Genomic DNA, 25,301 nt, shown 5'->3' with positions numbered 1-25,301 from the left:
GCCTGCAATGCGGATACTGCGAACTCTCTCCCTCCTCGTACTGACCGCGAGCGTCGCTCATGCACAGCCGAACCCTGATCAGGGACCGGGCGGTCCCGTGCTCGTTGTCACCTCGCCGGCGAACCCGTTCACGCGCTACTACGCCGAGATTCTCCGTGCCGAGGGGCTGAACGCCTTCGCCGTCGCGGAGATCGGCTCGCTCAACGCCGCGACGCTGGCGGCATACGACGTCGCCGTGCTTGGCGAGATGGCGCTGACCGGGGCGCAGGTGGCGATGCTCACGAGCTGGGTGAACGCCGGCGGGAACCTCATCGCGATGCGGCCAGATCCGCAGCTCTCGAGGCTCCTTGGGCTCAAGGACACACCGGGTGTGCTGGCGGAGGGCTATCTCCTGGTGAACACAGGGGCTGGCCCCGGGGTCGGTATCGTCGGGCAGACGATCCAGTTCCACGGCACGGCCGACCTCTACTCACCGAACGGGGCCACGGCCGTGGCTATGCTTCACAGTAATGCGACCACGCCCACCCAGCACCCGGCGGTGACGCTGGTGAGCGTCGGCTCGAAGGGTGGCCAGGCGGCTGCCTTCGCCTACGACCTCGCCCGCTCCGTCGTCTACACGCGCCAGGGGAATCCGGCCTGGGCGGGCCAGGAGCGTGACGGCGAGGTGGGGATTCGTGCCAGCGACATGTACTTCCCCGACTGGATCAACCTGGACAAGGTGGCGATCCCCCAGGCGGACGAACAGCAGCGGCTGCTGGCGAATCTGATCGTGCACATGGGACTCGACCGCATCCCGATCCCGCGCTTCTGGTATTTCCCGCGCATGGAGCGCGCCGTGGTCATCATGACCGGCGACCACCACGGCTGCTGCGGCTCGACCGTTGGGCGCTTCACCACGTACGTCAGCCAGAGCCCGCCCGGCTGCTCCGTCGCCGACTGGGAGTGCGTGCGAGCCACCTCCTACATTTACCCCGGCGGCGGTCTCACAGACGCGCTGGCCCTTTCGTGGCACAACCAGGGCTTCGAGCTCGGCGTCCACGTCGAGAGCGGCTGCACGCTCGCCTGGCCGGGTGGCACGCCGCTCACGTTGTTCAACAGCCAGCTGGCCACGTTCGCGGCCCAGTTCCCGAGCCTTCCGGCGCCGACGACTCAGCGCATGCACTGCATCGGGTGGCAGGACTGGTCGACGCACGCGAGCGTCGAGCTGGCCAAAGGGATTAGGCTCGACACCAACTACTACTATTGGCCGCCGCGCTGGATCCTCGACCGGCCCGGCATGTTTACCGGCTCCGGCATGCCGATGCGCTTCGCGGCTCTCGACGGCTCAATGATCGACGTCTACCAGGCGGCGACGCAGCTGACCGACGAGTCGGGACAGTCGCACCCCTTCAACCCGAACGTGCTCCTGGATAACGCCATCGGCGCGCTCGGCTACTACGGGGCGTTCACCACCAACCACCACACCGACCGCTCGCCGTCGTCGCAGTCCGACGCCACCGTGGCGTCCGCTCTGGCGCGCAGCGTGCCGGTCGTGTCGGCGCGGCAGATGCTCGTCTGGCTCGACGGCCGCAACTCCTCCGTGTTCGGCGCGCTCGCGTGGGCGACCGACCGGCTCACCTTTACGATCGCGGGCGGCGCGGGCTCGAACGGGCTGCGTGCGCTCCTGCCGCGTTTCTCGGCACGTGGCGACGCGCTCGCGAGCCTCACGCGCAACGGCGGCCCGGTCGCGTTCACGACGGAGACCATCAAGGGCATCCAGTACGCCGTCTTCGAGGCGAGCGACGGGTCGTACGAGGCCGTGTACCCGCCTAGCTATGGCGGGGCAGGATCTCAAGGCCGCGGTTTCACCGATTAAAATCGTAGCTCTCGATCGAGCCGTCGTCAGGTGAGAACCTGACCACCAGGCGGCATTTCCCCTTCGGCTTGGTCGTCGGAAGCGTGTTCTGGTACTGACATTGAAGGGCGTAGTTGTAGAGCTCTTCAAGCCGAGCCAGCGTGGTGAGCCGATCCCTGATCGGGTCTCTCTCTAGTTCCCTCAGGTCCCGCGAGAGGCGCCGGCCGCCTGCGTCGGTGTCCACGCCACCGGTGTAATTGTCCCCGCCTATGACGAGCGAACAACCGATGGCCCGGAACTTTCCCACGGCGTCCGGGATGTTCTCGAGGGTCTGGTACTCGGGCGGATCCGGGAGTGTGCTCATGAGTGAGACTACAACGGGATTCGGGCCGGGGGTTAGGCCCGCCGTCGCCGAATAGTCGCTACGCCCCTCGGCCTTCACGTGTATTCATGAGCTTGTGCGTTTAGGTACAGACGGCGGTCCTGATCACGCGCCAAGCTTGTTGTTGGGCACGTTGCTGCTCTATTTCTGCAGGAGCTACTCGTGAAACGTGTCCTCGCAATTTTCATACTGGTAGCGCCGCTGCCGCGCGGTGAGGAGTAGACATGGCCATGTCACGGAAGACGTTTCTTGCTGCAAGCGCACTCGTTGTCGGGCTTGGATTGACCACTGCGTGCGGCGATGACAACCCCACGTCGCCGAGCAATCCCAGCAATCCCAACGCGCCGCGCATCGTGTCGCTGTCGCCAGGCTCGCCGACCGCGAGCGGCACCGCGCAAACAATTACCGTGACCGGCGAACGCTTCGCCAGCGGCCTCAGCATTCTGCTGGACGCGCCCAACGGCGTGTGGACGACGTATCAGGGCAGCGCAATCACAGTCCAGTCGCCGACCACGTTCACGGCGACAGTGATGCTGGGCAGTGCAGGCGTGTGGGACCTTACCGTGACCAGCGCGGGGTTGGAATCCAACGAAATACAATTCGCTGTTCGATAGTGCCCGCCGTCGCCGGACAGTCGCTACGCTCCTGGCTATGGCGGGGCAGCCTTCGCAGTGTGCTCTCTGGGCTCGCCTAGCCGTAGCCGCTCGCGAAGCGAGCGATTGGCGAAGGCTGGAGCGGGCTACGGGAATCGAACCCGTCTGACTGGCTTGGGAAGCCAGGACATTACCACTATGCTAAGCCCGCGCTCAGGGTGAGATTTACGATATCACGCACGGATAATCGCGAGCACCTCGTCGCGCCGTGACTCCATGATCTCGGGCGTCAGCCCTTCCAGATTCAAGCGCAGCAGCGGCTCCGTGTTTGACGCACGCACGTTGAAGTGCCAGTCCGGGTATTCGGCCGAGAAGCCATCTACGGTGTAGGTGTGGGCGTCGGCGTATTTGTCTGCAAGGGCCTTCAGCCGTCCGTCGATCAGGTCCATGCTCGCGACCTTGGTGTTGATCTCGCCCGAGATGAAGTACTTCGCGCGCAGGGGGGCCAGGAGTTCCGCCAGGGTCTGCCCTTTGCGTGACATCAACTCGAGGATCAGCAGCGCCGGGATGAAGCCGTTGTCGGCGAAGAAATAGTCGCGGAAGTAGTAGTGGCCCGTGACTTCGCCGCCGAACACGGCATTTTCGGCACGCATGCGTCCCTTGATGAAGGCATGGCCCACGCGGTTCATGAGCGCCGTGCCGCCGTACTTCGCCACAGTGTCCTTGACCGCGTAACTGGCACGCACGTCATAGACGATAGGCTCACCCGGCGTCTTCATGAGAAAACTCTCGGCCAGAAGTGCCGTCACAAAATCGCCCGCGATGAACTCGCCGGTACCGTCGATGAAGAAACACCGATCGGCGTCGCCGTCCCACGCGATGCCGATGTCCGCCTTGTCCGCGATCACGCGTTCGACGATGTCGCGGCGGTTTTCCTCGATGAGGGGATTGGCTTCGTGGTTGGGGAACGTGCCGTCCACGGTGAAACAGAGGCGGGTGGTCTGGCAGGGGAGCCGGTCAAAGAGTCTGGGGGCGACAAGGCCCGCCATGCCGCTGCCGGCATCGAGGACTACCTTGAATGGCCGGATAACCGCGGGGTCGATGAAGCCCATGACGCGCTCCACGTACGCGTCGAGCATCTCGTCCGTCTCGTAGCGGCCCTTCGGGCGTGAGGCCGTGGGAATGGTTCCGCCGACGACCATCTCCCGGATCTCGCCGATGCCGGCATCGCCCGACAGCGGCACCGCATCGCGCCGCACCATCTTCATGCCGTTGTATTGCTTCGGGTTGTGCGACGCGGTGACCTGCACGCCGCCGTCAAAGCCCTTGCTCGCGACGGCGAAGTACATCATGTCGGTGGCGGCCATACCGAAGTCGGTGATGTCGGCGCCCTGGTCGCGTGCGCCGTCGATGAACGACTGCGTGAGCGACGGCGACGACAGCCGCATGTCTCTGCACACGGCAATACGCAGCGGCGCGGCCGCAGGGCCGGCCTGCGACTCGAGGTACGCCACATACGCGCGGCCGATGAGGTATGCCGCCGGTTCGTTCAGTTCGGACGGGTAGAGCGCACGCACGTCGTACGCCTTGAAGATGGATGGGTCAATAGTCATAGGCGTGAGAAGTCTGTCACCACTGAATTGTCGCCGAGCAGCGCTGCGCCGCTGACTTCGACGTTGCGGCCAAACTGGCAATGCCGGCCGGCCACAAGCGGACCAAGCGTGGCATGCCGGTCTACCCAGGTATGCGGCCACAGGATGCTGCCGGAAATACGGGCGCCTTCGCCGACGTGACAGTTGGCGCCGATGACGCTGAGCGGGCCGACATGAGCGCCCTCCTTGACAACCGCACCGGCATCAATGAAACACGGACCTTCAATGACGGCGCCCGGTTCGATGCGCGCGTCCGGTGAAATGACGGCCGTTCCAGGCGCCGTGTCGAACGGCGGCGCCACAAACGTGCCGTTCATGATGTCGGTATGGACCTGCTGGTACTTTTCGCGCGTGCCGATGTCGATCCAGTAGCCGCGATAGGTGTGTGCCACGAACGTCTCATGGCGCTCGATGAGTGAAGGGAAGTAGCCCCGTTCGATCGAGTAGTTCGTGTCTTCGGGAATTCTGTCGAGCGTCTCGCCTTCGATCACGTAGATGCCGGCATTGATGGTGTCGCATGTGATCTGATCGGCAGACGGCTTTTCGAGGAACGCCTTGATGTTGCCGTTGTTGTCAGTCTCGACCAGTCCGTAGGCCGACGGGTTGGGCACTGGCGTTAGGACAATCGTCGCGCGCGCCTTCCGTTCCCGGTGCAACGCAAGCACCGCCTGAAGGTCCACCGATGTCAGGACGTCGCCGTTGAACACCACCACCGGGCCGGATGGCTTCGGGCCGGCGGCAAACTTGATGGCGCCACCTGTGCCCAGCGGTTGGGGCTCCACCACATACCGAATCTGCACGCCAAGACTGCTGCCATCACCGAAGACCTCTTCGATGCGCTTTGGCTGGTAGTTGAGGCTCAGCACGATTTCATCGATCTCGGGCACCTGCTTGAGCAGCTCAATCTGGTACCTGAGGAACGGCCGGTCGAAGATGGGGACGATGGGTTTGGGGGTATTGAGGGTCAGGGGCCGTAGTCGCGAACCCTGGCCGCCCGCAAGGAGGATGGCCTTCATATCAACCACCCACTGTACAAGATCTGCGTAATGGCCAAATGGCCGAAATGCCACAAATGGCGAAATGTCCTAAAATGGGGCCGCCAGTGAACCTGCCCAACGCCCTCACGATTGGCCGGATCTTCCTCGTGCCGATCCTTGTCGTGGTCCTGCTTGCGGACCAGTCGCCTAACAGATCGACCTCATGGGATGCATGGCAGTTCTTTGGCGTCAGCAAGGAAATTCTCGGCGCCGCGATCTTCGGTATTGCCTCGTTGACCGACTGGCTCGATGGCTTCATCGCCAGGCGGCGCGGCCAGGTCACCGAATTCGGCCAGTGGATGGACCCGCTTGCAGACAAACTGCTGGTCACCGCCGCGCTGGTCTCGCTGGTGCAGATGGGGTTGGCGCCGGCCTGGATGGTGGCCGTGATCCTCGGGCGCGAATTCGCCGTGACGATCCTCCGCACCATCGTCCACGCACGCGGCCAGGCGCTGCCGGCATCACCCCTGGGGAAGATCAAACTGGTCGCGCAGGTGGTGGCCATCCTGGTGCTGATTCTGGGCCAGGGGCACATGCGCGAATTTTATGTGTTGGGCCAGATCGCCCTGTGGGTGGCCACCATCGCCGCGCTGGTGTCTGGCATTGACTACTACCGCCGGTTCCCACCGGCCCGCGCGTCCACCGGCAGCTGAACAATGTCGCCGGACCTGAAGGTCCGGCCTCCATCCGGAAGGAGGCCGGGTCTTTAGACCCGGCGACACGCTAGCGCGTGACGCTGCCCTTGATCTCGGCCACGCGCTTCTTGGCGCGCTCGATGAAGAGGCTCTTCTCGAATTCCACCATCAGGCGCTCGTACCACGGCAGGGCTTCGGCCGGGGTGCCCATCTTGAGCAGGCACTCGCCCATGTGGAAGTAGACGCCGTCGCGCCCTGAGAACGCCGGGTCGGCGACGAGCACGGCGCGGAAGCGATCCACGGCGCCGGCGCAGAGGTTGTAGCGGGCGTAGAAATAGCCGATTTCGTATTCCGACTGTGACAGCCGGTCGCGCGCGGCGCGCTCCAGGGTTTCCACGTCCGGCTTGTACTTGCTGCCCGGGTACCGCTGGAGAAAGACTTCAAGTTCGCGAAGCGCTTCTTTGGTGGCCGTCTGGTCGCGCTGCGGCGACAGCATCTGGCGCGAGTACGCCAGCCCGATGCGGTACTGGGCGTAATCGGCCCTCGGGGAGACTGGGAAAAACGTCAGGAACTCGCGGAATTCATTAATCGCGAGGATGTTTGATTCGATCGAGTTTTCGCCGATGTACGTGTCGCCGACGCCGAGTTTGGCGGCTTCACGATGTTCGCTCTGGGGATACCCGTCAACCAGCCGGCGGAAATATTCGCGTGAGGCGAACCACTTCCGGTCGGTGAGGGCCTCGGTGGCACGCTCAAACAACCACTGGTCGGCCGACATGAGGCCAGCCGGGGGCAGCACCTGTGACGTGCCGCAGGCGGTTGAAGACACCGCGACTGCCAGAAGCAGGACTACGGCCGGGGAAACAAGACGGGCAACAGCGGCGCGGATGAACATGCAGGAAATCAATCTTACCTGAGCGGCGTGCCCAGCAGGGCCGAGAGCCACTCGGCCTCGGCCTGGAGACCTCGCTCCAGAGTTGTAGACGGCACAAAGCCCAATTCAGCCTTAGCTCTGGACGTATCGGCGAAGGTGTCGCGCATGTCGCCCTTCTGGCTGGCCTCGCGCCGGATATCGAGCTGCCGTCCGGTAATGGTCTGGATCAGTGACAAAACCTGGTTGATGGACACCCGGCTGCCGCCGCCGATGTTGTAGACACTGCCCGGCAGTCCACGCTCGCCGGCGGCAATCAGCGCCGTCACAATGTCGTCCACAAACGTAAAATCGCGTGTCTGCTCGCCGTCGCCGTATAACGTGATGGGCTGGCCGGTGAGCGCGGCCCGAATGAAGCGGTGGAACCCCATGTCGGGGCGTTGTTTCGGCCCGTACACCGTGAAGAAACGCAGCGACGAGGTAGGCACCCCGTAGTTCGCCGTGTAGAGCAGGCACAAGTGCTCGGCGGCGAGTTTGGTCACGCCATACGGCGAGACGGGCTGCACCATGGCGTCTTCGCGCATCGGAATGGGGGCCTTGTCGCCGTAGACCGATGAACTCGACGCATACACGAATTTTTCGAGGCGCCGGTCCTTCACCGCCTCAAGCAGCCGCTGCGTGGCGTCCACATTGTTCGTCGTGTACGTCAGGAAGTCGCGGCCCCAGCTTTTGCGCACCCCGGCTTGTGCCGCCAGGTGGAACACGTGGGTCACACCGTCGAGGAGCGGATCGAGCGGAACGGTCTGTAGTGTGTCCTCGACAAACTCGAAGTTCGGCCGCGCGCGCAGAGGCGCGAGATTCCCCTCCTTGATGTCGCGGGCGTAATAGTCGGTGAAACAGTCCAGGCCCAGCACGTCCACTCCGCGCGTGGTGAGCGCGTCGGCGAGCGTCGATCCAATAAACCCGGCGGCGCCGGTCACAAGTGCCTTCACAAAAACGCCTCTCGAATACGTTCGGGCAGGCGACACGGCCGGCCATCCAAATTCACCGCCGCATGCCGGGTCACGCCCACGGCCGAGGAAATGCCCCCAGGCGTCACCACCGCTTCGTACGTGAATTCCACGCGCACACCGGACAACAGCCGTCCCGTGGTGCGCACCTCAATCTCATCATCGTAACGCGCCGGGCTGCGGTACGTGCACTCGACCTCAATCACGGGCAGCCGTACGCCCGTCTTTTCCATCTCCCGGTAGGTCCATCCCAGCTGCCGCAGCAGGTCTGTCCGCCCTACCTCGAACCACACCAGATAGTTGGCGTGATAGACCACGCCCATCTGATCCGTTTCAGCGTAGCGGACGCGCAGTGTGGTCGTGGACGTGCGCATCAGGCGGAGGCAACTCCGGCCCGGGCCGCTTTCAGCAGCGCCTGCGTCGCGATGGCCGGGTCCGGAGTGCCGAAGACGGAAGCTCCCGCCACCAGAATCGTCGCGCCCGCTTGCGCCAGCACCGCAGCGTTTGTCAGGTCCACGCCGCCGTCCACCTCAATATCCACCACGTGCCCGGCGCCGGCCACAAGGTCACGCACCGCGCGCACTTTGTCGAGGCTTCCCGGAATGAAGGCCTGCCCTCCGAACCCCGGATGCACGGACATCACGATGACGTGATCGAGTACGTCCACCACGCCGCTGAGTGTGTGGACCGGCGTGTCGGGATTGATGGCCGCACCTGCCCGTATGCCGAGTTCCCGAATGCGCGCCAGCGTCTTGCGCAGATCGGGCGCGGCTTCCACATGCACCGTGATGGTCGTGGCGCCGGCGCGCGCAAACGCATCGAGATACCGATCGGGGTCGGTGATCATCAGGTGCACATCGAGCGGCAGGGGAGTGACCCGCTTGACCGCCGCCACCACGAGCGGACCCATGGTGATGTTCGGCACAAAGTGGCCATCCATCACGTCGATATGAATGAGCCCGGCGCCGCCACTGATCGCCGACAACACCTGTTCGCCCAGACGCGCGAAGTCCGCCGCCAGAATTGACGGGGCAATACGGACACTCATCGACTGATCTCGAGCGTGATCGGGTCGCCCGGCGCGAGTTGAAATCCGGCTTGCGGCGACTGTCGCACGACCGTGCCCGACGGCAGGTCCGGGTACGGCACCTCGCCGACGATGGTCACGCGAAAGAGGCGGCGTCTGAGGATCTCGGCCACGCGGGCGCCGGACGTCCCAATCAGGTCCGGCATCACGTACGTCAGGCCATCTTCGCCCCGGTTCACCAGCAGTGCCACCCCGGGCGCCTGGCTCTTGGCCGGCGGGTCCTGGGCCACGACCACGCCCGGAGCGTAGTCGGCACTATTGATGTCTGATGTCTGCGTCAGGCTAATGCGATCCTGCGCGAGCAGGATCTGCGCCGACCGTTCGGATTCTCCAATCACGGCCGGCACCGCCGCGGCTTGCATGCCGTCGCTCACACGAATCCGCACCGGGCGTTGGCGCCTGATGACAGTGCCCGCCACCGGATCCTGCGCCCAGATATGGTCGGCCGGCACCACCGCATCGGGACGCCGCAGGGGATCGAGCACCACGGTCAGGCCCAGATCCTCCAGCGTCTGCGACGCCGTGTCCACAGCCTGCCCACGGACGTCTGGCACCGTCACTTCGCGCACTTTGATGGCGATGCGCATGGAAGTGAGCAGGAACACTCCGTAGGTTGCGGCCAGCCCCGCCAGCAGCAACGCCCATCGTCCGGCAGTCCAGACGCGCGATCGCAGGGAACCGTGAGGCGATGGCAGGGGGCGCGGGGCAGTGGGCACGAGAAAAAAGTGTACTACGCGCCTTCGTGCCGGACCAACCGCGCCGCGAAAAATGCGTCGAGGCCATGGCGGGTCGGCGTGGTGCGCAGCCGGCCGCGGTCGTCGGCCAGTTCACCGGTGAGCGCCTGCTCGTGGAAAGTCGGGCTCGACGCCAGAAATTCGTCCACCACATCGTCGTTTTCTTCGGGCTCGCTAGAGCACGTGGCGTACACCAGCGTGCCCCCGGGACGCACCGCTGCGGCGGCATGTGCCAGGATCCGGCGCTGGGTCGCGGCGAGGCCGGGCAGAGACTCGAGGGTGACCGCCCATTTCACATCCGGGTCGCGACGCAACGTGCCGAGACCGGAGCAGGGGACGTCCACAAACACGCGGTCAAACACATCTCCGAACGGCAGCGGATTTGTGGCGTCCACCACGGCGATCCGCTCCGGCACCGCGGCGTCCTGCAGCACCTGCCGCAGCACCTGCACCCGCGGCGCACGCGCGTCGGTGGCGATCAGGCAGCCCTGATGCGCCATGTCGTTCCAAAGAATCACCGTTTTGCCGCCGGGCGCTGAACACACGTCGAGCACCCGTTCACCGGGTCTCGCTCCAACCGCGTGGGCCACCGCGATCGAGCCCTCATCCTGCACCACCAGATCCTTGCGCAGGTCAGGTGCGAGTGAGCCGAGCAGTCCTGGTGCGAGGCGCGCCACCTCAGCGGCATAGTGTCCTCGGGTGGCGGCGACGCCGGCATCCTGCACCAATGTCAGTGCATCCAAGTCGGCCAGGCGCGCGCGAACCGTCACCTCCGGTGCGGAATTGTTGAACTGGCACCAACGCTCGGTGTCATCGAACCCGTAGCGATCGAGCCATCGTGCCACCAGCCACCGAGGGTGCGAAAGCGTGGTGCTCAGATAGGCCAGGTGTTGCCGGCGTGTGGACTCGGCCTGGGGCCGCGGAGGCAACGCGACGGTGTCGGCCGCGCGCAGGTACGCGCGGAGAATGCCGTTGACGAAGCCCGCCGCCCGCGGATTGCCCAGGGTGCGGGCCGCTTCGACGGATTCGTGGACCACGGCGTGTGCCGGCACGCGATCGAGGTGCCGAAGTTGATACATCGCCACGCGGAGTGTGGCCAGGAGCGGCGGGTCGATCTCGTCGAGCGGGCGCTGGCTGAACGGCTCAAGGCACGCGTCCAGTTCGGCGCGCCAGCGGCACACGCCTGCCGTCAGTTCAAGGAGGAGGCCGCGGTCGCGTTCATCCGTCAGGCTGCGCCGTGCCCGGTCGATCTCGGTCGCCAATGTGGAGCGACCGTGGTGTACACCAAGCAACACGCGTGCTGCGAGCACGCGGACGTTGGTCACCGCGTGCCGTCCTGGACCGGCCGCTCCGGAAGGGCCGCGACCACGGTCCCGACTTTCACCGGCGTGCCTCGGAGGAACGCAGAAGCCGGCATGGCGCGGCGTCCTTCAGGAAGCACTTCGGTGATGCGAACGGCGCCAGTGCCGCAGGCGATCACAAGGCCGTTGTCACCGGCTTCCAGAATTTGGCCGGGCGTGGTGGCGGGCGAGTCGGCATCCACAACAGAGGACTTCAGGAACGCGACGCGCCGGCCTTCCACGATCGCCGCTGCCAGGGGCCACGGTTGTAACCCCCGAATCTGCCGGTCGATCTCCACGGCAGGCCTGGTCCAGTCGATCTGGCTCTCGCTCCGCTCGAGCCGTGCGGCGTAGGTCACCCCTGACTCATCCTGCGGTATTTCAGCGACCGCACCGCTTGCCATGTTGGCGATGGTCGCCACCAGCAGCTCGGCACCCAGAGTGGCCAGCCGTGTTTCGAGCAGGTCGCTGGTATCGGTCGGACCAATCGGTGTTGAGGCTGAAGCGAAAGCCGGCCCGGCATCGAGTGCGAGAACCACCCGCATGATCGTGACACCGGTCTGGGCATCACCTGCGAGCACGGCGCGGTGGATGGGCGCGGCGCCGCGCCACCGTGGCAGCAGCGATGCATGCACGTTGATGAATCCGAGTCGCGGCATATCGAGCAGGCGCTGCGGCAGCAACCGACCGTAGGCCACCACCACCGCGAGGTCTGCGCCCAGCGCTTCGATCTGCGCCAACCAGTCCGGGTCGTCGAGCCGCGTCGGCTGCAAGACGGGGATGCCGCGCGCGGCAGCCAGCGCCTTGACAGGATTGGGACTGACCTTCTGGCCACGCCCGTGTGGTCGATCGGGGCGCGTGACCACCGCCGCCACGTCATGTGCATCGAGCAGGGCAGCCAGTGAAGGAACCGCGAACTGAGGAGTACCGAAAAACACCACACGCATCGGGCTCACCACTTTCCGACGCGCCGCAACTTGCGAATCTTCTTGACGATGAGATCGCGCTGGAGGGCGCGGAGGCGATCGAGGAAGAGGCGCCCATCGAGATGATCGAGTTCGTGCTGAAGCGCGCGGGCCAGCAGGCCGGTGCCTTCCACCACAACCTCCTTGCCGTGGATGTCCTGCCCCTTGACGACCACGCGCGAGGGCCGCGGCACGGTGGCCTGGAATCCGGGAACGCTCAGGCAACCCTCTTCTTCCAGCTGCATGCCGTCGCGCTCGACGAAGACGGGATTAACCAGCGTGATCACCTCGCCGCCACGTTTGCCCACGGTGAGATCGATCACGCACACCCGCAGAGGCACGTCGATCTGCGGCGCGGCCAGGCCGATGCCGGGTGCGGCGTACATGGTCTGCAACATGTCGTCCACGAGGGTGTGCAGCGATTCGTCAAACTGTGTCACCGGCAGCGCAGGCGTCTGGAGCACGCGCTCGCCGTGTTTCACGATCGGGCGCAACATCAGCGAGGCGCCTTCGAAAGGCGCGCCGCGATCACCCGCTCCCAGTCGCGCGCCGCGCGGATGATCTCGTCCATGGTGTCGCCGCCGAACTTCTCGACCACGGCATTGGCGAGCACCAGACACACCATGGCTTCGCCGACCACTGCGGCCGCCGGCACCGCGCACACATCGCTGCGTTCAATCGTGGCCGGCTCTTCCTGCATCGAGGTGAGGTCCACCGACCGCAGCGGCTCCATCAGGGTGGAGATGGGTTTCATCCAGGCCGAGACCCGCAGGTCTTCGCCGTTGGTGATGCCGCCCTCGAGTCCCCCGGCGCGGTTGGTGGGCCGTCGCAAGGTGGGCAATGTCCCGGAGGGGACGCCGTCCGCGAGAAGGATTTCGTCGTGAACCTCCGAGCCGGGCAGGTGCGCGGCATCCGGGCCTCGGCCAATCCCCACGCCCTTGATGGCCTGGATGGACATGAGCGACTGGGCCAGCAGACCGTCGAGCTTGCGATCCCACTGGGCGTGACTCCCCAGGCCTGCGGGAACGCCGTGCGCGATCACTTCGAATGCGCCTCCAACGGTGTCGCCCTTTTCCCGCGCGGCATCCACGCGGCCGCGCATCTCAGCTCCCACCGCCGTGTCCGCACACCGCACCCCGTCGTCGTCTGTGAGGGCGGCGATGAGGGCGAAGTCGTAGGCCAGCGGATCGGCGACCGCTGCGCCACCAATGGCGGTGACGTGGCTGGCCACCTGGATGCCCGTGGCGGCCAGGAGGGCACGGGCCACGGCGCCGGCGGCCACGCGCGCGGCGGTTTCACGGGCGCTTGCGCGTTCGAGAATGTCGCGCATGTCGGCGCGCTGGTACTTCAGTCCACCCGCAAGGTCGGCATGACCGGGGCGGGGCCGCGTGACCGCCGCGCGTCGCGCACCAGGTAACGCGGGATCGGGTTCGAGGGCCGGGCTCATCGTGAACTGCCAGTTGACCCAGTCGCGATTGCGAATCTGCAGTGCGATGGGGCTGCCGATGGTGAATCCGCCACGCACCCCTGAAAGGATCTCCACCTGATCCTGTTCGATGACCATGCGGCGGCCCCGGCCGTAGCCGAGTTGGCGGCGAGCCAGGTCGACGTTGATCGTGGACTCCGACAGCGCGAGACCGGCGGGTACGCCGTCGAGCACCACGACCAGCACCTGGCCGTGTGATTCACCTGCTGTCAAAAAACGAATCATCGCCGCGTCATTCTATCGAAATTCCTGCAATGTCCCGTGCTCGAGGCCTCATACATGGCCCAGTTTCGACCGGGCCTGCTTCTTGCACACCCAACTGGCCCATGGCGATTCCCGAGATTGATTCGCTCAACTGGTACGCGGCGATCGAGCACGCAAGCGGCGCCGGAATTCGGATCGTGGCGCAGGCGCCGGCCGATGTGGCCGACGAGGTGCTGGAGGACGTCGCCGCTCGCGCTGTACGCCTTGGGTACATCGTCGTCGACGCCAAGGCGGATCTTCCGCCAGAGCAGCGGCGAACGTTCTGGCATCGACATGTGGTGTTGATTCACCGGGGTGAGGTGACGCCCGTCAGCGCGCGCTGGATTCGCGAACTGGCGCACGCGAGTCCACGCGCACACGCGGTTGTTGCGGTGGCCGGTCAGCCGGACCGCGCGCGTGAGGGCACAGCCGCATACGTGCGGGCGTTCGGCACGCTGCCGCCCGTTGCTGCCGGCGTGCTGGCCCAACGCGCGCTGCGGTTTCAGCGTCGTGGCCGCCAGCTGGCGGCGCAACGATGGACGTGTGCCGAGGTGGAGCGGGCGCGCCGTTCAGCGGACGAGGTTGGAGCGGCCGCCGCCTTGGTACAACTCGGGGCGCTGTCCACGGCGGCGCAGGCCGACGCGCTGATCGCGCGAGGCCGCCGCCTGCTGGCAGACCTTCAAGACCTGGAACCCAGGAGCCACGTGGTGTCCGTTCTTGCCGATGCATGGCTGGAAATTGGTGAGTTGGAGGCAGCGGCAGCCGCTCTTTCAGCGGTGGATGTGGAATGCACCCTTGCGGGGATTGAAATACCACCCTGGATTCGCGCCGCCCAGAGCGAGCTGGCGTGCTGGCAGGGGCGGTGGGGAGATGCGGACCGTTGGGCGCGTGCTGCGGCGCATCCCGGGTGGCGTGCGGTCGCCGCGCTGGGGCGGCGCGATTGGCCCACGGTTCATCTGGCCGCGTCGGCGGTCGGGGACTCACACCCCGAGTGGGGTGCCGTGCTGGGTTTGCTGTCTCGCGCCATCGCCGGCGACCGCGCCGGTGCGGTTGACGCCTTGAAGCGCCTCGGCGCGGGTGGGGGGCCACAGCGTTGGCGCGACACGCTTGTCCTTGAAGGACTGAGGATGGCGGGCGCAGACGAGGACGCGCGGCGCTGGGTGGAAACCGTGCAGGTCCGTCCGCGTGGACCAACCGAGCAGCTTCTGTGGCGGTGGGCGAGTGGAAAGGCCGGTGCAATGCGGATGCAGCCGGTGCTCGCGGAGATTCGCAGGTGTGGGGCTGAGGGCATTCGGCGGTGGGGGATGGGGAGGCAGGACATGCAGGCATGGGCGGGGGTGTCGTCGCTGTTGGAGCAAGTGCATGAGGCCGACGACCCGGCCACCGCGTTGCGGCGCGGTTGCCGGTGGGCGCGGGAGTACACGGGGCTCGACGTGGTCGCGATCGTGACTCACGACCACGCCACAGTGATCGCGTGTGATCCCGACGACCGCCGCAGCACGATGCCGCTCACAGACGGCACCAGGGTGACGGCCATCCGATACGGTGGCGTCCGTATCGGCAGCGTCGTGCTGCGGGGCCACGCGCGGGATGAGGGCGAAGTCCAGGCGATCGCGAACGCGCTGGCCACCGCGTGTGCACCGGCGCTGCGGGCGCGGCTCGACGACCTGTTGCTCTCGGGTGCAGGGGAGGCCTTGGCCGCCGACCTGCTCGGTGTGAGTCCGGTCATGCGCGCGCTTCGGGATGCGGTGGCTCGCGCTGCGGGCTCCTCGTTCCCCGTGCTGATCGAAGGCGAGAGCGGCACCGGCAAGGAACTGGTGGCACGCGCCGTTCACCGTTTGAGCCCGCGGCGCGACCGGCGCTGGGCGGCCATCAATTGCGCCGCGCTCACTGATGAACTGCTCGAAGCCGAATTGTTCGGTCATGTGCGCGGCGCGTTCACCGGTGCGATGGGGCCGCGCGTGGGCCTGCTCGAGGATGCGCATGAGGGCACGTTGTTCCTGGACGAAGTGGCGGAGTTGTCCCCTCGCGCTCAGGCCAAGCTCCTGCGAGTGCTTCAGGAGGGCGAGATTCGGCGCGTCGGCGAAAACGCGTCGAGGCGGGTGGACGTGAGACTAGTGACGGCCACCAATCGTCCGCTCGCCGAGGCCGCCCGGCAGGGAAGCTACCGCGAAGATCTGGTCTTTCGCCTTGCCGTCATACGCCTGAAAGTGCCACCGCTCCGCGATCGCATCGAAGACATTCCTCTGTTGGCGCATTCCTTCTGGCGCGCCGCCGCCGCGCGGGTCTCTACGGGCGCGATGCTTGCGCCTGATGCCCTTGCCGCACTGTGCCGGTACGGGTGGCCTGGCAATGTCCGGGAACTGCAGAACGTCATTGCCATGCTTGCGGTGTCAGGGCCGACCCGCGGACGTATCGGCGCACGGCAAGTGGCGGCGGTGCTGGCGGACCGTGCGGTGGACGGCCCTCTGGATCCTCCGCTGTCGCTCGCCGCCGCGCGTGGGCTCAGCGATCGCCGGGTGGTGGCTTCCTCGCTCGCACGCCACGCAGGCCACTGTGCGGCGGCAGCCCGAGAGCTAGGTGTGTCCCGACAAGGACTCGCCAAGCTCATTGCGCGGCTCGACGTCTCGAAAGGAGCCTAGGCGCGCGCGCCGCTTCGCCATTATCATCGGCAGCAGTGCTGCGTTTCACGATCCGTCGTCTGCTGCTGACCCTGCCGGTCCTGTTCGGTGTCGCGACGCTCGTGTTCTCCTTGTTGCACCTTGTGCCAGGCGACCCGGCGCTGGCGATGCTCGGCGAGTCGGCGTCAGCGAGTGATGTGGGTGAGCTGCGCGAGCGCCTGGGGTTGGACCGGCCGTTGCCCGTCCAGTACGGCGCGTTTGTCGCCGGCCTTGCGCGCGGCGACCTGGGCACCTCATTCCGCTACGGCACGCCGGTGGCGAAGGAAATCGGACAGCGGCTGCCGCGCACGATGGAGTTGGCCGCCGCGGCCATCGTCGTTGCCGTCTGCCTGGCCATTCCGCTCGGGGTCATTGGTGCGTTGTTCCGGGGCACGGCCATCGACCAGGCCGCCATGACCGTTTCGTTGATGGGCATCTCCATGCCCAATTTCTGGCTCGGCCCGGTCCTGGCCATCGTCTTCGCGGTCTCGCTGGGCTGGTTGCCGGTGTCCGGCACCGGCACATGGAAGCACCTCGTCCTGCCGGCGGTCACGCTGGGTGCGGCGCTGGCGGCGGTGTTGGCGCGCATGACACGCGCGAGCCTCATTGAAGAACTGCGCGAACTCTACGTCCTCGCCGCTCGCGCGCGTGGCATTTCGAAGACGCGGGCTGTCATCGCACATGCATTGCGCAACAGCCTGATTCCGGTCGTGACTATTCTCGGATTGCAGTGTGGCGCCGTACTCACCGGCACCATCATCACCGAGACCATCTTCGCGTGGCCTGGCGTCGGCCGACTGCTGATCCAGGCGATTAACTTTCGCGACTACCCCCTGGTGCAGGGGTGCATTCTTTTTATTGCGTTGACGTATGTGATCGTCAACCTGCTGGTGGATCTCGCCTATGGCTGGCTTGATCCGAGGATCCGGTACGAATGACTCGTCGCCTCGGTCTCTGGATCATCGGCCTGACGGCGTTTGGCGCAATCGCAGGCCCGTGGCTCGTGCCGCACGATCCCAACGTGCAGTTGCTGGCGCAGCGGCTGGCCGGCCCCTCGTGGACCCATCCACTTGGCCTCGATGAGCTGGGCCGCGACGTGTTTGCCCGCCTGCTCATGGGTGCGCGCATCTCTCTGTTCGTCGGCCTGTCGGTTGTGACGGTGTCCGCCGCACTCGGCATCGCGATTGGTGCGACGGCCGGGTACGCCGGTGGGCGCGTGGACAACATCGTGGGCCGCGTGATGGACGTCCTCATGGCATTCCCGGGCATCCTGCTGGCCATTGCGCTGGTGGCGGTGCTTGGCCCAAGCCTGACGAATGTGGTACTCGCGCTGACGGTCATTGGATGGGTGGGGTACGCCCGGCTCGTGCGCGGACAAGTGCTGAAGATCCGCGAGCTGGAGTACGTGCAGGCCGCCCGCGCGCTCGGCGCACCGGTGTGGCGCGTGTTGTGGCGCCACGTCATTCCAGCCACACTGCCGGCCGTGACGGTTCAGGCCACCATCGGCATGGCCGGGTCAATCATCGCGGAAGCGTCGCTGAGTTTTCTCGGTCTCGGCGTCCAGCCGCCGTCCCCGAGTTGGGGGACGATGCTGGATGCGGGGAGGGCGCATTTGTACGATGCGCCCCATCTGACACTGTTCCCGGGCATCGCGATTGCGTTGCTCGTACTGGGCTTCAACTTCGTCGGCGACGGCCTGCGCGATCGCATCGACCAGCGCGCTACCTGATCGACTGCCGGAGTCGCCGCAACTGCGGGTCGTTGGGTGTCAGCGCCAACGCCTGGGCGAGCGCGTCCTTTGCGCCAGCCGCATTGCCGGTCTTCCAACGCGCCTCCGCAAGCCACCCGAGCATGGTCGCATCGCGCAGCCCGCGCTTGTAGGCGTCTTCAAGCGCGGCGAGTGCGCCGGGGGCGTCGCCACCGGCGAGCGCGAGCCCGCCCAGCCTTCGCAGGCGTGCCGTGCGCACGGCGGGTGTGGCCGTGTCGCCCTCAAGTGCGTCGAAGCGTGACAGCCAGTCACGCGCGTCAGCGTAGTGACCCGACTGTTCGGCGGCGTCGGCCAGGTACGCAAACGCAGCGCGATCGAACGGCGTGGTGGCCACGGCTTCCTTGAGCAGGCGTTCCGCCTCACCCGCGTTGCCTGTGAGGTAGACGGCGCGGCCGTACAGCGTCAGACCCTCGCTCCGGCGGGCACTGCCACCCAGGGCCGCTTCAAGGGACGCCAGGGCGAGTCGTGCCGAAGCGACGCGCCGGGCAGGCTCTGTGGCGGCTTCAGCCTGCATCAGATACACGCGGCCGCGCGCCAGCGCGACGGTCGAATCGCCCGGGTCGAGCGCCTGGGCCTTGGTCAACGTGGCGAGTGCGCTCTCGAAATTTCCCTGACGGGCCTCGGCGAGCGCGATGGCGACGGCACGGACGCCACGGTTGTCGGCGGCCGCGATCGCCGTGAGCTGGCCCATCTCGTCGGCAAATCGTCGCCGGGCGCGATAGACCTCGGCCAGTTCCTCGCGCGCGGCGGTGAAGGCGGGGCTCCCCGCGATCGCGCGTTCAAGCGACGCCGTCGCGCCGTCAAGGTCGCGTGCATCATGCAGCAGGACCCCGAGCAGGTAGTGGGCTTCGTCGAAGCCGGGGTCGAGGGCGATGGCACGGCGCACGGGGTCAATGGCCGTGGCTCCCTGGCCCCCACGATAACGAGCCAGAGCGAGTTGGTAGAGCAGCGCGGGGTTTTGCGGGTCGACGATTGCCGCCCGGCCATACCACTCCGCGGCGTGAGCCATGTCGCCTTGTGCGGCGTAGAGGCCGGCCAGGGACAGGAGCGGGTCGGCGGCCCCGGGCTGCAAACGGGCGGCTTCAAGGTAATCGCGGACGGCTTCCTCCTGCCGCCGTTGCGCTTCGTACGCCTTGCCGCGCCGCAGGTGCGAGACCATGGAACCGGACCGCAGCGCCATGGCTCCGCTGTAGGCGGCCACGGCCGCGTAACTGTTCCCGGCCGCTAGCGCTTCGTCGCCCGAGGCCATCAGGACATGGAACTGCTCACCACGGTTCAGCTGCTGAACCGCGAAGGCCGACATCACCGCCAGGCCGACAAGGCCGGTCACGGCCAGCGCCAGTTTCATCGCGTCAATATTACCGAGGAAGCCGGCCACTGCCGACGGAACGTTCGCGCGGGCGCGGGGTCTAAGACGGATACACGCCGGTGCTACGATAGAGGGGAGTCGATTGTGAAACCCATCCGAGCCGTCGCATGGTCGCAGCCGTCCCCGGCCGCCGAGGGGCAAGCCGAGTGGGCCTCGGACTGGGCCCGCGTCCAGGAGTGTGTGACCGGCGACGAGGCCGCGTGCACCCGCTTGGTCACCGACCACCAGCGCATGGTCTACCAACTCTCGCTGCACCTGCTGGGTGATCAGCAGGAGGCGCTCGACCTATCCCAGGAAGTGTTCCTGCGGGTGTTCCGCACCCTCGGTCAGTTCCGCGGCCAGTCGGCCCTGCGCACCTGGATTTACCGCGTGGTTGTGACCCAGGCGTCCAATCGACGCCGCTGGTGGCGCCGGCGCCATCAGTCACAGCAGGTCGCACTTGACCAGCATGTCGCCCAGCATGGCGACCTGGCCGACGCACGGCCGTTCGCAAAACCTGACCAGGTGGCAGAGCAACGGGAAACGGCCCAGCACGTGTGGACCGCCCTCGATCGCCTGCCGTTCGACCAGCGGACCATCCTGGTACTGCGCGAAATCGATGGCCTCAGCTACGACGAAATTGCGGGCTCGTTGAATGTGGCGGTGGGCACGGTCAAATCGCGCCTGGCGCGGGCGCGCGAGCACCTGCGTGAAGAACTGAGGGCCTCGTCATGATGGCCGGCACGTGCAGAGACGTTGTGCGTGCCCTTGGGCCGTACGCCGATGACGAGCTCCCTGGCGCCGCGCGTCTGGTGATCTCGGAGCATCTGGAAGGCTGTCGCGAGTGCGCGTCAGAACTCAACAGCCTGCGCGGGTTCGGAGAGGCCCTGCGGTTCGGATCAAGCCGCGCGCTCAATCCGGCCCTGGCCGGTCTCGCCAGCGGCGTCACGAGCCGCATTCGCGCGGAGCAGGCTCAGTCGTGGCGTGCCCTGTGGAATCGGATGTTTGAAGACTGGCACTGGGTGGCGGTGGGTTTGGGCTCGATGGCCGGCGCCCTCATCACACTCGTGCTCGCGTCGACCATGGTGGTGTCGTCGATCACGCAACTCACGCAGATGAACGCGCGGGCCGGCACGCTGTACATCATTGCGCTGCCCGAGAGCGGCCGGGGCGGGGCGATCATGCTGGAGTTCGAGCAGAGCCTGGGGTCGGCGCGGACGGATGCGCGACGGGCGGTGCCTGCGTCAATTGGCTGGCAGGCCGAACGCGCCCTGGTGTCGGCGCTTGATGAAGCGCTGGTGCGCAATGGACGGCCGGCCAGTCTGGTCGGGTTGTCCAGCGCGGATCAGAAGGAGATTCTGGCGCTCCTGCAGGAGATCGCCGAGTTCCGCAATGTGGAACCCGTACGGCGTCCTGGCGGGTTGACGAACGTCACCGGCATTCACCTGGACGTCCGGACGTCGGTCACGGCTTCAGGGATCTGACGTCAGCGGCCCGCAACGGCCGACGTCACGTTCTGCATCACATCACTCGCACGCAACACCAGCCGTGCGGCGTCCGCTGCGGTTGGCAGCGTCACTTCAAACTGTTCTTCGCGCGAATCCGCAAGGCCGTCCAGTGGCCGCAGCAGTTGCCACGTCTGACCACCAAGCGAATAGTCCACGCGGTGCACGCCGCTGTGCGCGTCCGTCACGCGGATCGCCACGCGCGTGCCCGTGACGGTCACCGAGATGACCGGCGGCGTATTGTCGATGTCGATTGCCGTGCTTTCCCGGTCGCCGGTCAATACACGCTCCGGTGTATTGGACAACGCGTCGGAAGCCGTGACGCGCATGAGGTACCGGCCGTCGGGCACCGACGTGGTATCCCACACGAAGAGTGGATCGGCCAGGCCCTCGCGCAGCAATGACCACGCCGTTTCGCCCTCGCGTCGATAGTGCAACGCGAACAGCAACCGGTCGGTATCCGGGTCGTCAGCCTTCCACCCGAGTGTCTGCAGCCCCCGGCTGAACATGCGCCGCCCCGCGACCGATGTCCCCGGCGCCGCGGGATCGCTGCCTGGTGGGCGCCGCGCATCAGCCACGGCTTCGTCAAGGCCGGCGATGGCGCCTTCTTCGCTTGAAAACGGTCGCTGAAAGACCACGCCGGGTGGATGCACCGTGATTTCGCTCACGACCGGACGCAGATTGCGTGGAAGGTACGCCACCGTCACCGAGGTCACCACTGGTGCGACCGTGCCTGGCGTGAGCGTGGCGCGCCACTGCAGGAAGCGCGCGGACGGGCTGGTAATGGCGAAGCCACTCGCCTGGGGCGTGGGTGTGGCCCACGGGCTCCAGGAATCGTCCGGCAGCAACGTGTTTCCTGAACGGGTCTGCAGGGCAACCGAGCCCAGGCCCTCCCAGCGGATGGAACCCCACTGCGCTGTGGTCTTCGCATCCCGCACGGCCGAGGCGTAAGACGACGCCTGGGCGGGGGCCGTGGCGATCGCGACCACACGGCCGGGATTGGCGGTCACCGCCAGAGTCCGCGCGCCGTCAGTGGCCAGTCGTGTGATTTGTTTCGCATCGACGGTGTTGACGAGCGTGGCAGCGCCCCATGTGGCGGCGGCCGTTGACAGTTGGTAGAGCCGGCCTTCCGGGCCGGTGGCCACGAGCAGCGAGTTGGCGTCACGCACCGCGAGGTCGTACACCGCATCCGCGGTGTCCCACAATGCGTCCCATGTGCCATCCGATGTCACGCGATAGATGGTCGATCGGCGGCCGGGCGTCGCTGGTGTGGTGGTGGACGCCGTGCCGGTATTGGTGCCGCCCACGGTGATGGTGACGCTACCCGTCACACTGGCGTCGGGCGCGGCGTCAGCACCCGCGGTGAGGGCCGCGACATACAACGTGCCGTTTGCAGCCGGCACGATTGCGCGCAGCTCCGACAACCCGGGCTCAAAGACGACAAACGGCCGGTCGGCATCGCCGAATCGATACAGCCTCGCCGGCGTATCGGTGCCGGCATACATGCGGCCCGTTGTGTCCATCGCCAGACTCACCACGTGGCGCGCAGCCGGCCGGTAGACCACCTGCGATGTGCCCGCCGCGTCCACGCGATAAACCACAGCCGGATGTCCGGCGCCAACCCAGAGCCGGCCCTGCTGGTCTGCGGCCAGCGCCCAGATGTACGACTCCGCCGGGTCGAAGAACACCCGCGACGACCCATCGGGCTCGATGACATGCACGCGGCCGTCGGGGGAGCTGGCGGCGAAGACGCGCCCGTTGACGACAGCCAGCGCGTGAATGGCCGACGGTTCCACGTTGAGGATGGTGTCCACCTGCGCACCCCGGCCCCGCAGCACGCGGCCCGTGCCGCCGGTGCCGGCGAACCAGGTGCCGTCGGTCGCGCGCGCCAGGCTCCATGCCTGCGGCGCCGAGAGGTCGGCGACCACACTCACGAGCGGCGCAACCACCACACGACCCGCATCGTCAATCGAGACACCCGTCGGAGTGCCTTCGAGAAACCCCGCCTGTGATGCGACGGTCCAAAACATCGGGCCCGCCGCCTGGATGGGGGCACGTCCACCAGAGAGCAGGACAACAGCGGCCAGCAGTGACAGGGCTGACGTCCGGGATCGAATGGTCATGGGTGTGAAGGTGGCAGAGGTGGACGCAAGGTCAGCGTCAGTTCGCGGGAGCCGCGAATGACATTGGGCAGCCGGCGGTCCCACGCGCCAACGACGGCGCGCGTGAGTTCAGCCGAGCCGATGGACTTGTCGGTGTCGAGAGCGGCGAGCACCGACGCAGGTAGTGAGGGCAACGCTTCGCCCGCAACCGCAGTACCCGTCGACGTCGTCAGCAGCCGAACGTAGAGACGGTTGCCCGTTGGTGCCTCCTGCAATCGGGCGAACAGGGCCTCGAGCGTGCGAGGCGGCGTCGGGCGCAGGTCTTTCTGCTCCAGGGCCGCCAATGTTGCGCCGTCGGTCACCATCAGGGTCACAGGACCAGTCGCTTGGGCGGGCATGGTGACGGGCAGCGACACTACTTCCGAGGTGCCGCGGTAGTGCCTCAGCATCACGTGCAGCATGTGAGTGCCGGCAAGGGTCGGTCGAGTGGTGTCAAGCCAGATCCGTTCAATCGTCGAGTACGCCTCGACCTCGGACACGCGCACGGTCAAGTCCAGTGCGCTGGGGAGCGTGGGGCGGAACGTGTTGCCGGCGATTGCGCCGATGGGGTTCATCGCGGCTGCGCCGGCCTGCGCAATCGCCTGTTCCCCCGAGAACGCCTCGTCAATCTGCAGCGTGCCGAGTCCATCGAACGTCACTGAACCCTGAGCCGTGACGGCGGTGGCGCCGGCCTGGCGCACGTAGGTCGTCAGGGAGTTGAGGATGGCCACGTACGCAAAAAGGGGAGTGAGGCTCTGATCATGGAGCACGTTGAACTTGAGCCGGCGCGCGGGGGCACGTCCCGATTCGATGTTCAACGTCACGGCGAGTTCGTCGGGCCCTGGGCCGAGCAGGCCACCGACTGCCGTGGTCCGATCCTGAGTCATGCGGCCGATGACCGGCCCCATGGCCGCAATTTTCATCGACGAGTCGAGGCTGGGCAACACCGTCAGCACCTGCGCCCGGGTCATCGCCATCGATGTTGGGCCGAGGTTCAGAAACGAGTGGCCAAAGGCATACACGCGCGGGCCGTCGATGTGGGTGACGGTGCCGGTGGCGCCCATCTCCATGTCGCCCCGCAGCATGCTCATGCCCACCGGGTCTCCCGGCCTGAGTGGAGAAGCGTCCGGCAGTGGTGCCTGCGACAGGTCCATGCCGCCCAGCGACGAGCCACCTGCAGCGAACGCCTCTCGCAGCCGCGATTCGACGTCGGGTGCCAGCCCCGATGCCACCATCGCGGCGCCGATGGGACGCAGGCGCGGCGCCCAGTCTGCAATGGACGGCGCGCCGACGATGTCGGAAGCGAGGAGGGATGAGCGAAGGGGAGCCGATGCGCGTTGTGCCACGCGGGCGAGCGAGGCGAACACCCGCTCAGGAGTGGCGGGCCACGTCATGTCGAATTCGCCAAGCGCCGGGCGAGGCTCGCCACCGTCGACCGCCGTCAGCATCTCGGCAATCGGCGTGATTCCGGCGATGGGCTCACGCGGGAAGGTGCCCAGGGAGTACGAGACGGCGCCGATGAGCCGGCCGTCCACGTACACCGGACTGCCGCTCATGCCCTGCATCACCCCCGTGGTGGCCAGGGGACCACCTTCGAGTTTTGCGAGGATCAGATCCCGCCCTGGCGCCACCACGTTCTTGAGCACGCCGATGATGTGCGCGCGGAATTCCTCGAGTTGGGTCCCCGCATACACCGTTCGGCCGATGCCGACCATGCCGGGCCGGATGTCGGACACCGGCATGAACGAGGTCTGCGCACCGGGCGCAGCCAGGGCCAGTACCGCCAGGGCCGGGAGCACAAGGGCGCGAATCAGGCGGCGTAATGAAGGTTGTTGCACGGGTGTCTTGATTGGTTATAACACGCGCCAAGTTGACGCATTGGACGGTCGTTTGGTACGCTCTGGCCCTTACGAGTCATGGCGCACCTGTCAGTCTCCTTCATCGGCTCCTCGCCCGCGACCGTCCGGTCGTATTGGTGGTGGCACGCCTCAGGAGCTGTGGAGGGCGACG

23 protein-coding genes and 1 tRNA gene are annotated in these 25,301 nt (G+C 66.5%); 8 read left to right on the top strand and 16 right to left on the bottom strand.

Annotated elements, in window-relative coordinates; translation table 11 throughout:
- Positions 1-7: 7 nt before the first annotated feature.
- Positions 8-1,855 (top strand): hypothetical protein, encoded by a 1,848-nt coding sequence (locus IPL75_11530; protein ID MBK9240868.1) that lies wholly within the window; start codon positions 8-10, stop codon positions 1,853-1,855.
- Here IPL75_11530 and IPL75_11525 read toward each other — a convergent pair.
- Positions 1,845-2,198: a hypothetical protein gene (locus IPL75_11525; protein ID MBK9240867.1), complete on the bottom strand. Its 354-nt coding sequence runs from the start codon at positions 2,196-2,198 to the stop codon at positions 1,845-1,847. The genes IPL75_11530 and IPL75_11525 overlap by 11 nt on opposite strands.
- A gap of 242 nt (positions 2,199-2,440) precedes the next feature.
- On the opposite strand from IPL75_11525, the gene IPL75_11520 reads away from it, so the two are divergent.
- Positions 2,441-2,830 carry a hypothetical protein gene (locus tag IPL75_11520; protein MBK9240866.1) on the top strand — a complete coding sequence of 130 codons (390 nt, stop codon included), beginning with the start codon at positions 2,441-2,443 and terminating at the stop codon, positions 2,828-2,830.
- 116 nt (positions 2,831-2,946) lie between these two features.
- Here the strand turns inward: IPL75_11520 and IPL75_11515 are convergent.
- The 3 genes from IPL75_11515 to IPL75_11505 form a co-directional block, all read right to left on the bottom strand.
- Positions 2,947-3,020 (bottom strand) — tRNA-Gly (locus IPL75_11515).
- A gap of 22 nt (positions 3,021-3,042) precedes the next feature.
- Positions 3,043-4,422 (bottom strand): phosphomannomutase/phosphoglucomutase, encoded by a 1,380-nt coding sequence (locus tag IPL75_11510; GenBank protein MBK9240865.1) that lies wholly within the window; start codon positions 4,420-4,422, stop codon positions 3,043-3,045.
- Positions 4,419-5,477: an NDP-sugar synthase gene (locus IPL75_11505; GenBank protein ID MBK9240864.1), complete on the bottom strand. Its 1,059-nt coding sequence runs from the start codon at positions 5,475-5,477 to the stop codon at positions 4,419-4,421. The genes IPL75_11510 and IPL75_11505 overlap by 4 nt, the downstream gene beginning before the upstream one ends.
- An 86-nt stretch (positions 5,478-5,563) precedes the next feature.
- Between IPL75_11505 and pgsA the strand changes: the two genes are divergently transcribed.
- Positions 5,564-6,151 (top strand): CDP-diacylglycerol--glycerol-3-phosphate 3-phosphatidyltransferase, encoded by a 588-nt coding sequence (pgsA, locus tag IPL75_11500; GenBank protein MBK9240863.1) that lies wholly within the window; start codon positions 5,564-5,566, stop codon positions 6,149-6,151.
- 70 nt (positions 6,152-6,221) lie between these two features.
- On the opposite strand, the gene bamD is transcribed toward pgsA, so the two are convergent.
- The 9 genes from bamD to aroC are packed head-to-tail and all read right to left on the bottom strand — an operon-like array spanning position 6,222 to position 13,848.
- On the bottom strand, positions 6,222-7,028 hold the full coding sequence (gene bamD / locus IPL75_11495; GenBank protein MBK9240862.1) for an outer membrane protein assembly factor BamD: 807 nt from the start codon (positions 7,026-7,028) through the stop codon (positions 6,222-6,224).
- A 14-nt stretch (positions 7,029-7,042) separates the two neighbouring features.
- Positions 7,043-7,996 carry an NAD-dependent epimerase/dehydratase family protein gene (locus tag IPL75_11490; protein MBK9240861.1) on the bottom strand — a complete coding sequence of 318 codons (954 nt, stop codon included), beginning with the start codon at positions 7,994-7,996 and terminating at the stop codon, positions 7,043-7,045.
- Complete coding sequence (locus IPL75_11485) at positions 7,993-8,388, bottom strand: acyl-CoA thioesterase (GenBank protein ID MBK9240860.1); 396 nt, start codon at positions 8,386-8,388, stop codon at positions 7,993-7,995. The genes IPL75_11490 and IPL75_11485 overlap by 4 nt, the downstream gene beginning before the upstream one ends.
- Positions 8,388-9,062 (bottom strand): ribulose-phosphate 3-epimerase, encoded by a 675-nt coding sequence (gene rpe / locus IPL75_11480; protein MBK9240859.1) that lies wholly within the window; start codon positions 9,060-9,062, stop codon positions 8,388-8,390. Before rpe ends, IPL75_11485 begins: the two co-directional genes overlap by 1 nt.
- Complete coding sequence (locus tag IPL75_11475; protein ID MBK9240858.1) at positions 9,059-9,817, bottom strand: PASTA domain-containing protein; 759 nt, start codon at positions 9,815-9,817, stop codon at positions 9,059-9,061. The genes rpe and IPL75_11475 overlap by 4 nt, the downstream gene beginning before the upstream one ends.
- Positions 9,818-9,831: 14 nt before the next feature.
- Positions 9,832-11,160 (bottom strand): 16S rRNA (cytosine(967)-C(5))-methyltransferase RsmB, encoded by a 1,329-nt coding sequence (gene rsmB / locus IPL75_11470; protein MBK9240857.1) that lies wholly within the window; start codon positions 11,158-11,160, stop codon positions 9,832-9,834.
- On the bottom strand, positions 11,157-12,122 hold the full coding sequence (locus tag IPL75_11465; GenBank protein ID MBK9240856.1) for a methionyl-tRNA formyltransferase: 966 nt from the start codon (positions 12,120-12,122) through the stop codon (positions 11,157-11,159). Before IPL75_11465 ends, rsmB begins: the two co-directional genes overlap by 4 nt.
- Before the next feature lie 5 nt (positions 12,123-12,127).
- The gene (def, locus tag IPL75_11460; protein MBK9240855.1) at positions 12,128-12,637 is read right to left on the bottom strand and encodes a peptide deformylase; all 510 of its coding nucleotides are present in this window, start codon (positions 12,635-12,637) and stop codon (positions 12,128-12,130) included.
- Positions 12,637-13,848 (bottom strand): chorismate synthase, encoded by a 1,212-nt coding sequence (gene aroC, locus IPL75_11455; protein MBK9240854.1) that lies wholly within the window; start codon positions 13,846-13,848, stop codon positions 12,637-12,639. Before aroC ends, def begins: the two co-directional genes overlap by 1 nt.
- Before the next feature lie 104 nt (positions 13,849-13,952).
- Between aroC and IPL75_11450 the strand changes: the two genes are divergently transcribed.
- From IPL75_11450 to IPL75_11440, 3 genes are read left to right on the top strand one after another with little or no spacing between them, the layout of a single operon-like run.
- Positions 13,953-16,511 (top strand): sigma-54-dependent Fis family transcriptional regulator, encoded by a 2,559-nt coding sequence (locus IPL75_11450; GenBank protein ID MBK9240853.1) that lies wholly within the window; start codon positions 13,953-13,955, stop codon positions 16,509-16,511.
- 35 nt (positions 16,512-16,546) lie between these two features.
- A complete protein-coding gene (locus tag IPL75_11445) occupies positions 16,547-17,467 on the top strand; it encodes an ABC transporter permease (protein ID MBK9240852.1) in 921 nt (306 codons plus the stop codon).
- Positions 17,464-18,258 carry an ABC transporter permease gene (locus tag IPL75_11440; protein ID MBK9240851.1) on the top strand — a complete coding sequence of 265 codons (795 nt, stop codon included), beginning with the start codon at positions 17,464-17,466 and terminating at the stop codon, positions 18,256-18,258. Before IPL75_11445 ends, IPL75_11440 begins: the two co-directional genes overlap by 4 nt.
- Here IPL75_11440 and IPL75_11435 read toward each other — a convergent pair.
- A complete protein-coding gene (locus tag IPL75_11435; GenBank protein MBK9240850.1) occupies positions 18,251-19,645 on the bottom strand; it encodes a tetratricopeptide repeat protein in 1,395 nt (464 codons plus the stop codon). The two genes, IPL75_11440 and IPL75_11435, sit on opposite strands and share 8 nt — an antisense overlap.
- A gap of 105 nt (positions 19,646-19,750) precedes the next feature.
- Here IPL75_11435 and IPL75_11430 point away from each other — a divergent pair, with 105 nt between their 5' ends.
- Together IPL75_11430 and IPL75_11425 are read left to right on the top strand one after the other, a co-directional pair.
- Positions 19,751-20,380: a sigma-70 family RNA polymerase sigma factor gene (locus IPL75_11430; protein ID MBK9240849.1), complete on the top strand. Its 630-nt coding sequence runs from the start codon at positions 19,751-19,753 to the stop codon at positions 20,378-20,380.
- Complete coding sequence (locus IPL75_11425; GenBank protein ID MBK9240848.1) at positions 20,377-21,129, top strand: zf-HC2 domain-containing protein; 753 nt, start codon at positions 20,377-20,379, stop codon at positions 21,127-21,129. Before IPL75_11430 ends, IPL75_11425 begins: the two co-directional genes overlap by 4 nt.
- Before the next feature lie 2 nt (positions 21,130-21,131).
- On the opposite strand, the gene IPL75_11420 is transcribed toward IPL75_11425, so the two are convergent.
- Positions 21,132-23,273 (bottom strand): hypothetical protein, encoded by a 2,142-nt coding sequence (locus tag IPL75_11420; GenBank protein ID MBK9240847.1) that lies wholly within the window; start codon positions 23,271-23,273, stop codon positions 21,132-21,134.
- Positions 23,270-25,129 carry a hypothetical protein gene (locus IPL75_11415; protein ID MBK9240846.1) on the bottom strand — a complete coding sequence of 620 codons (1,860 nt, stop codon included), beginning with the start codon at positions 25,127-25,129 and terminating at the stop codon, positions 23,270-23,272. The genes IPL75_11420 and IPL75_11415 overlap by 4 nt, the downstream gene beginning before the upstream one ends.
- Positions 25,130-25,301 lie beyond the last annotated feature (172 nt).

Source organism: Acidobacteriota bacterium (assembly GCA_016716905.1).
Classification (GTDB): domain Bacteria; phylum Acidobacteriota; class Vicinamibacteria; order Vicinamibacterales; family SCN-69-37; genus SYFT01.
This window is presented reverse-complemented; position numbering and strand designations above follow the sequence as displayed.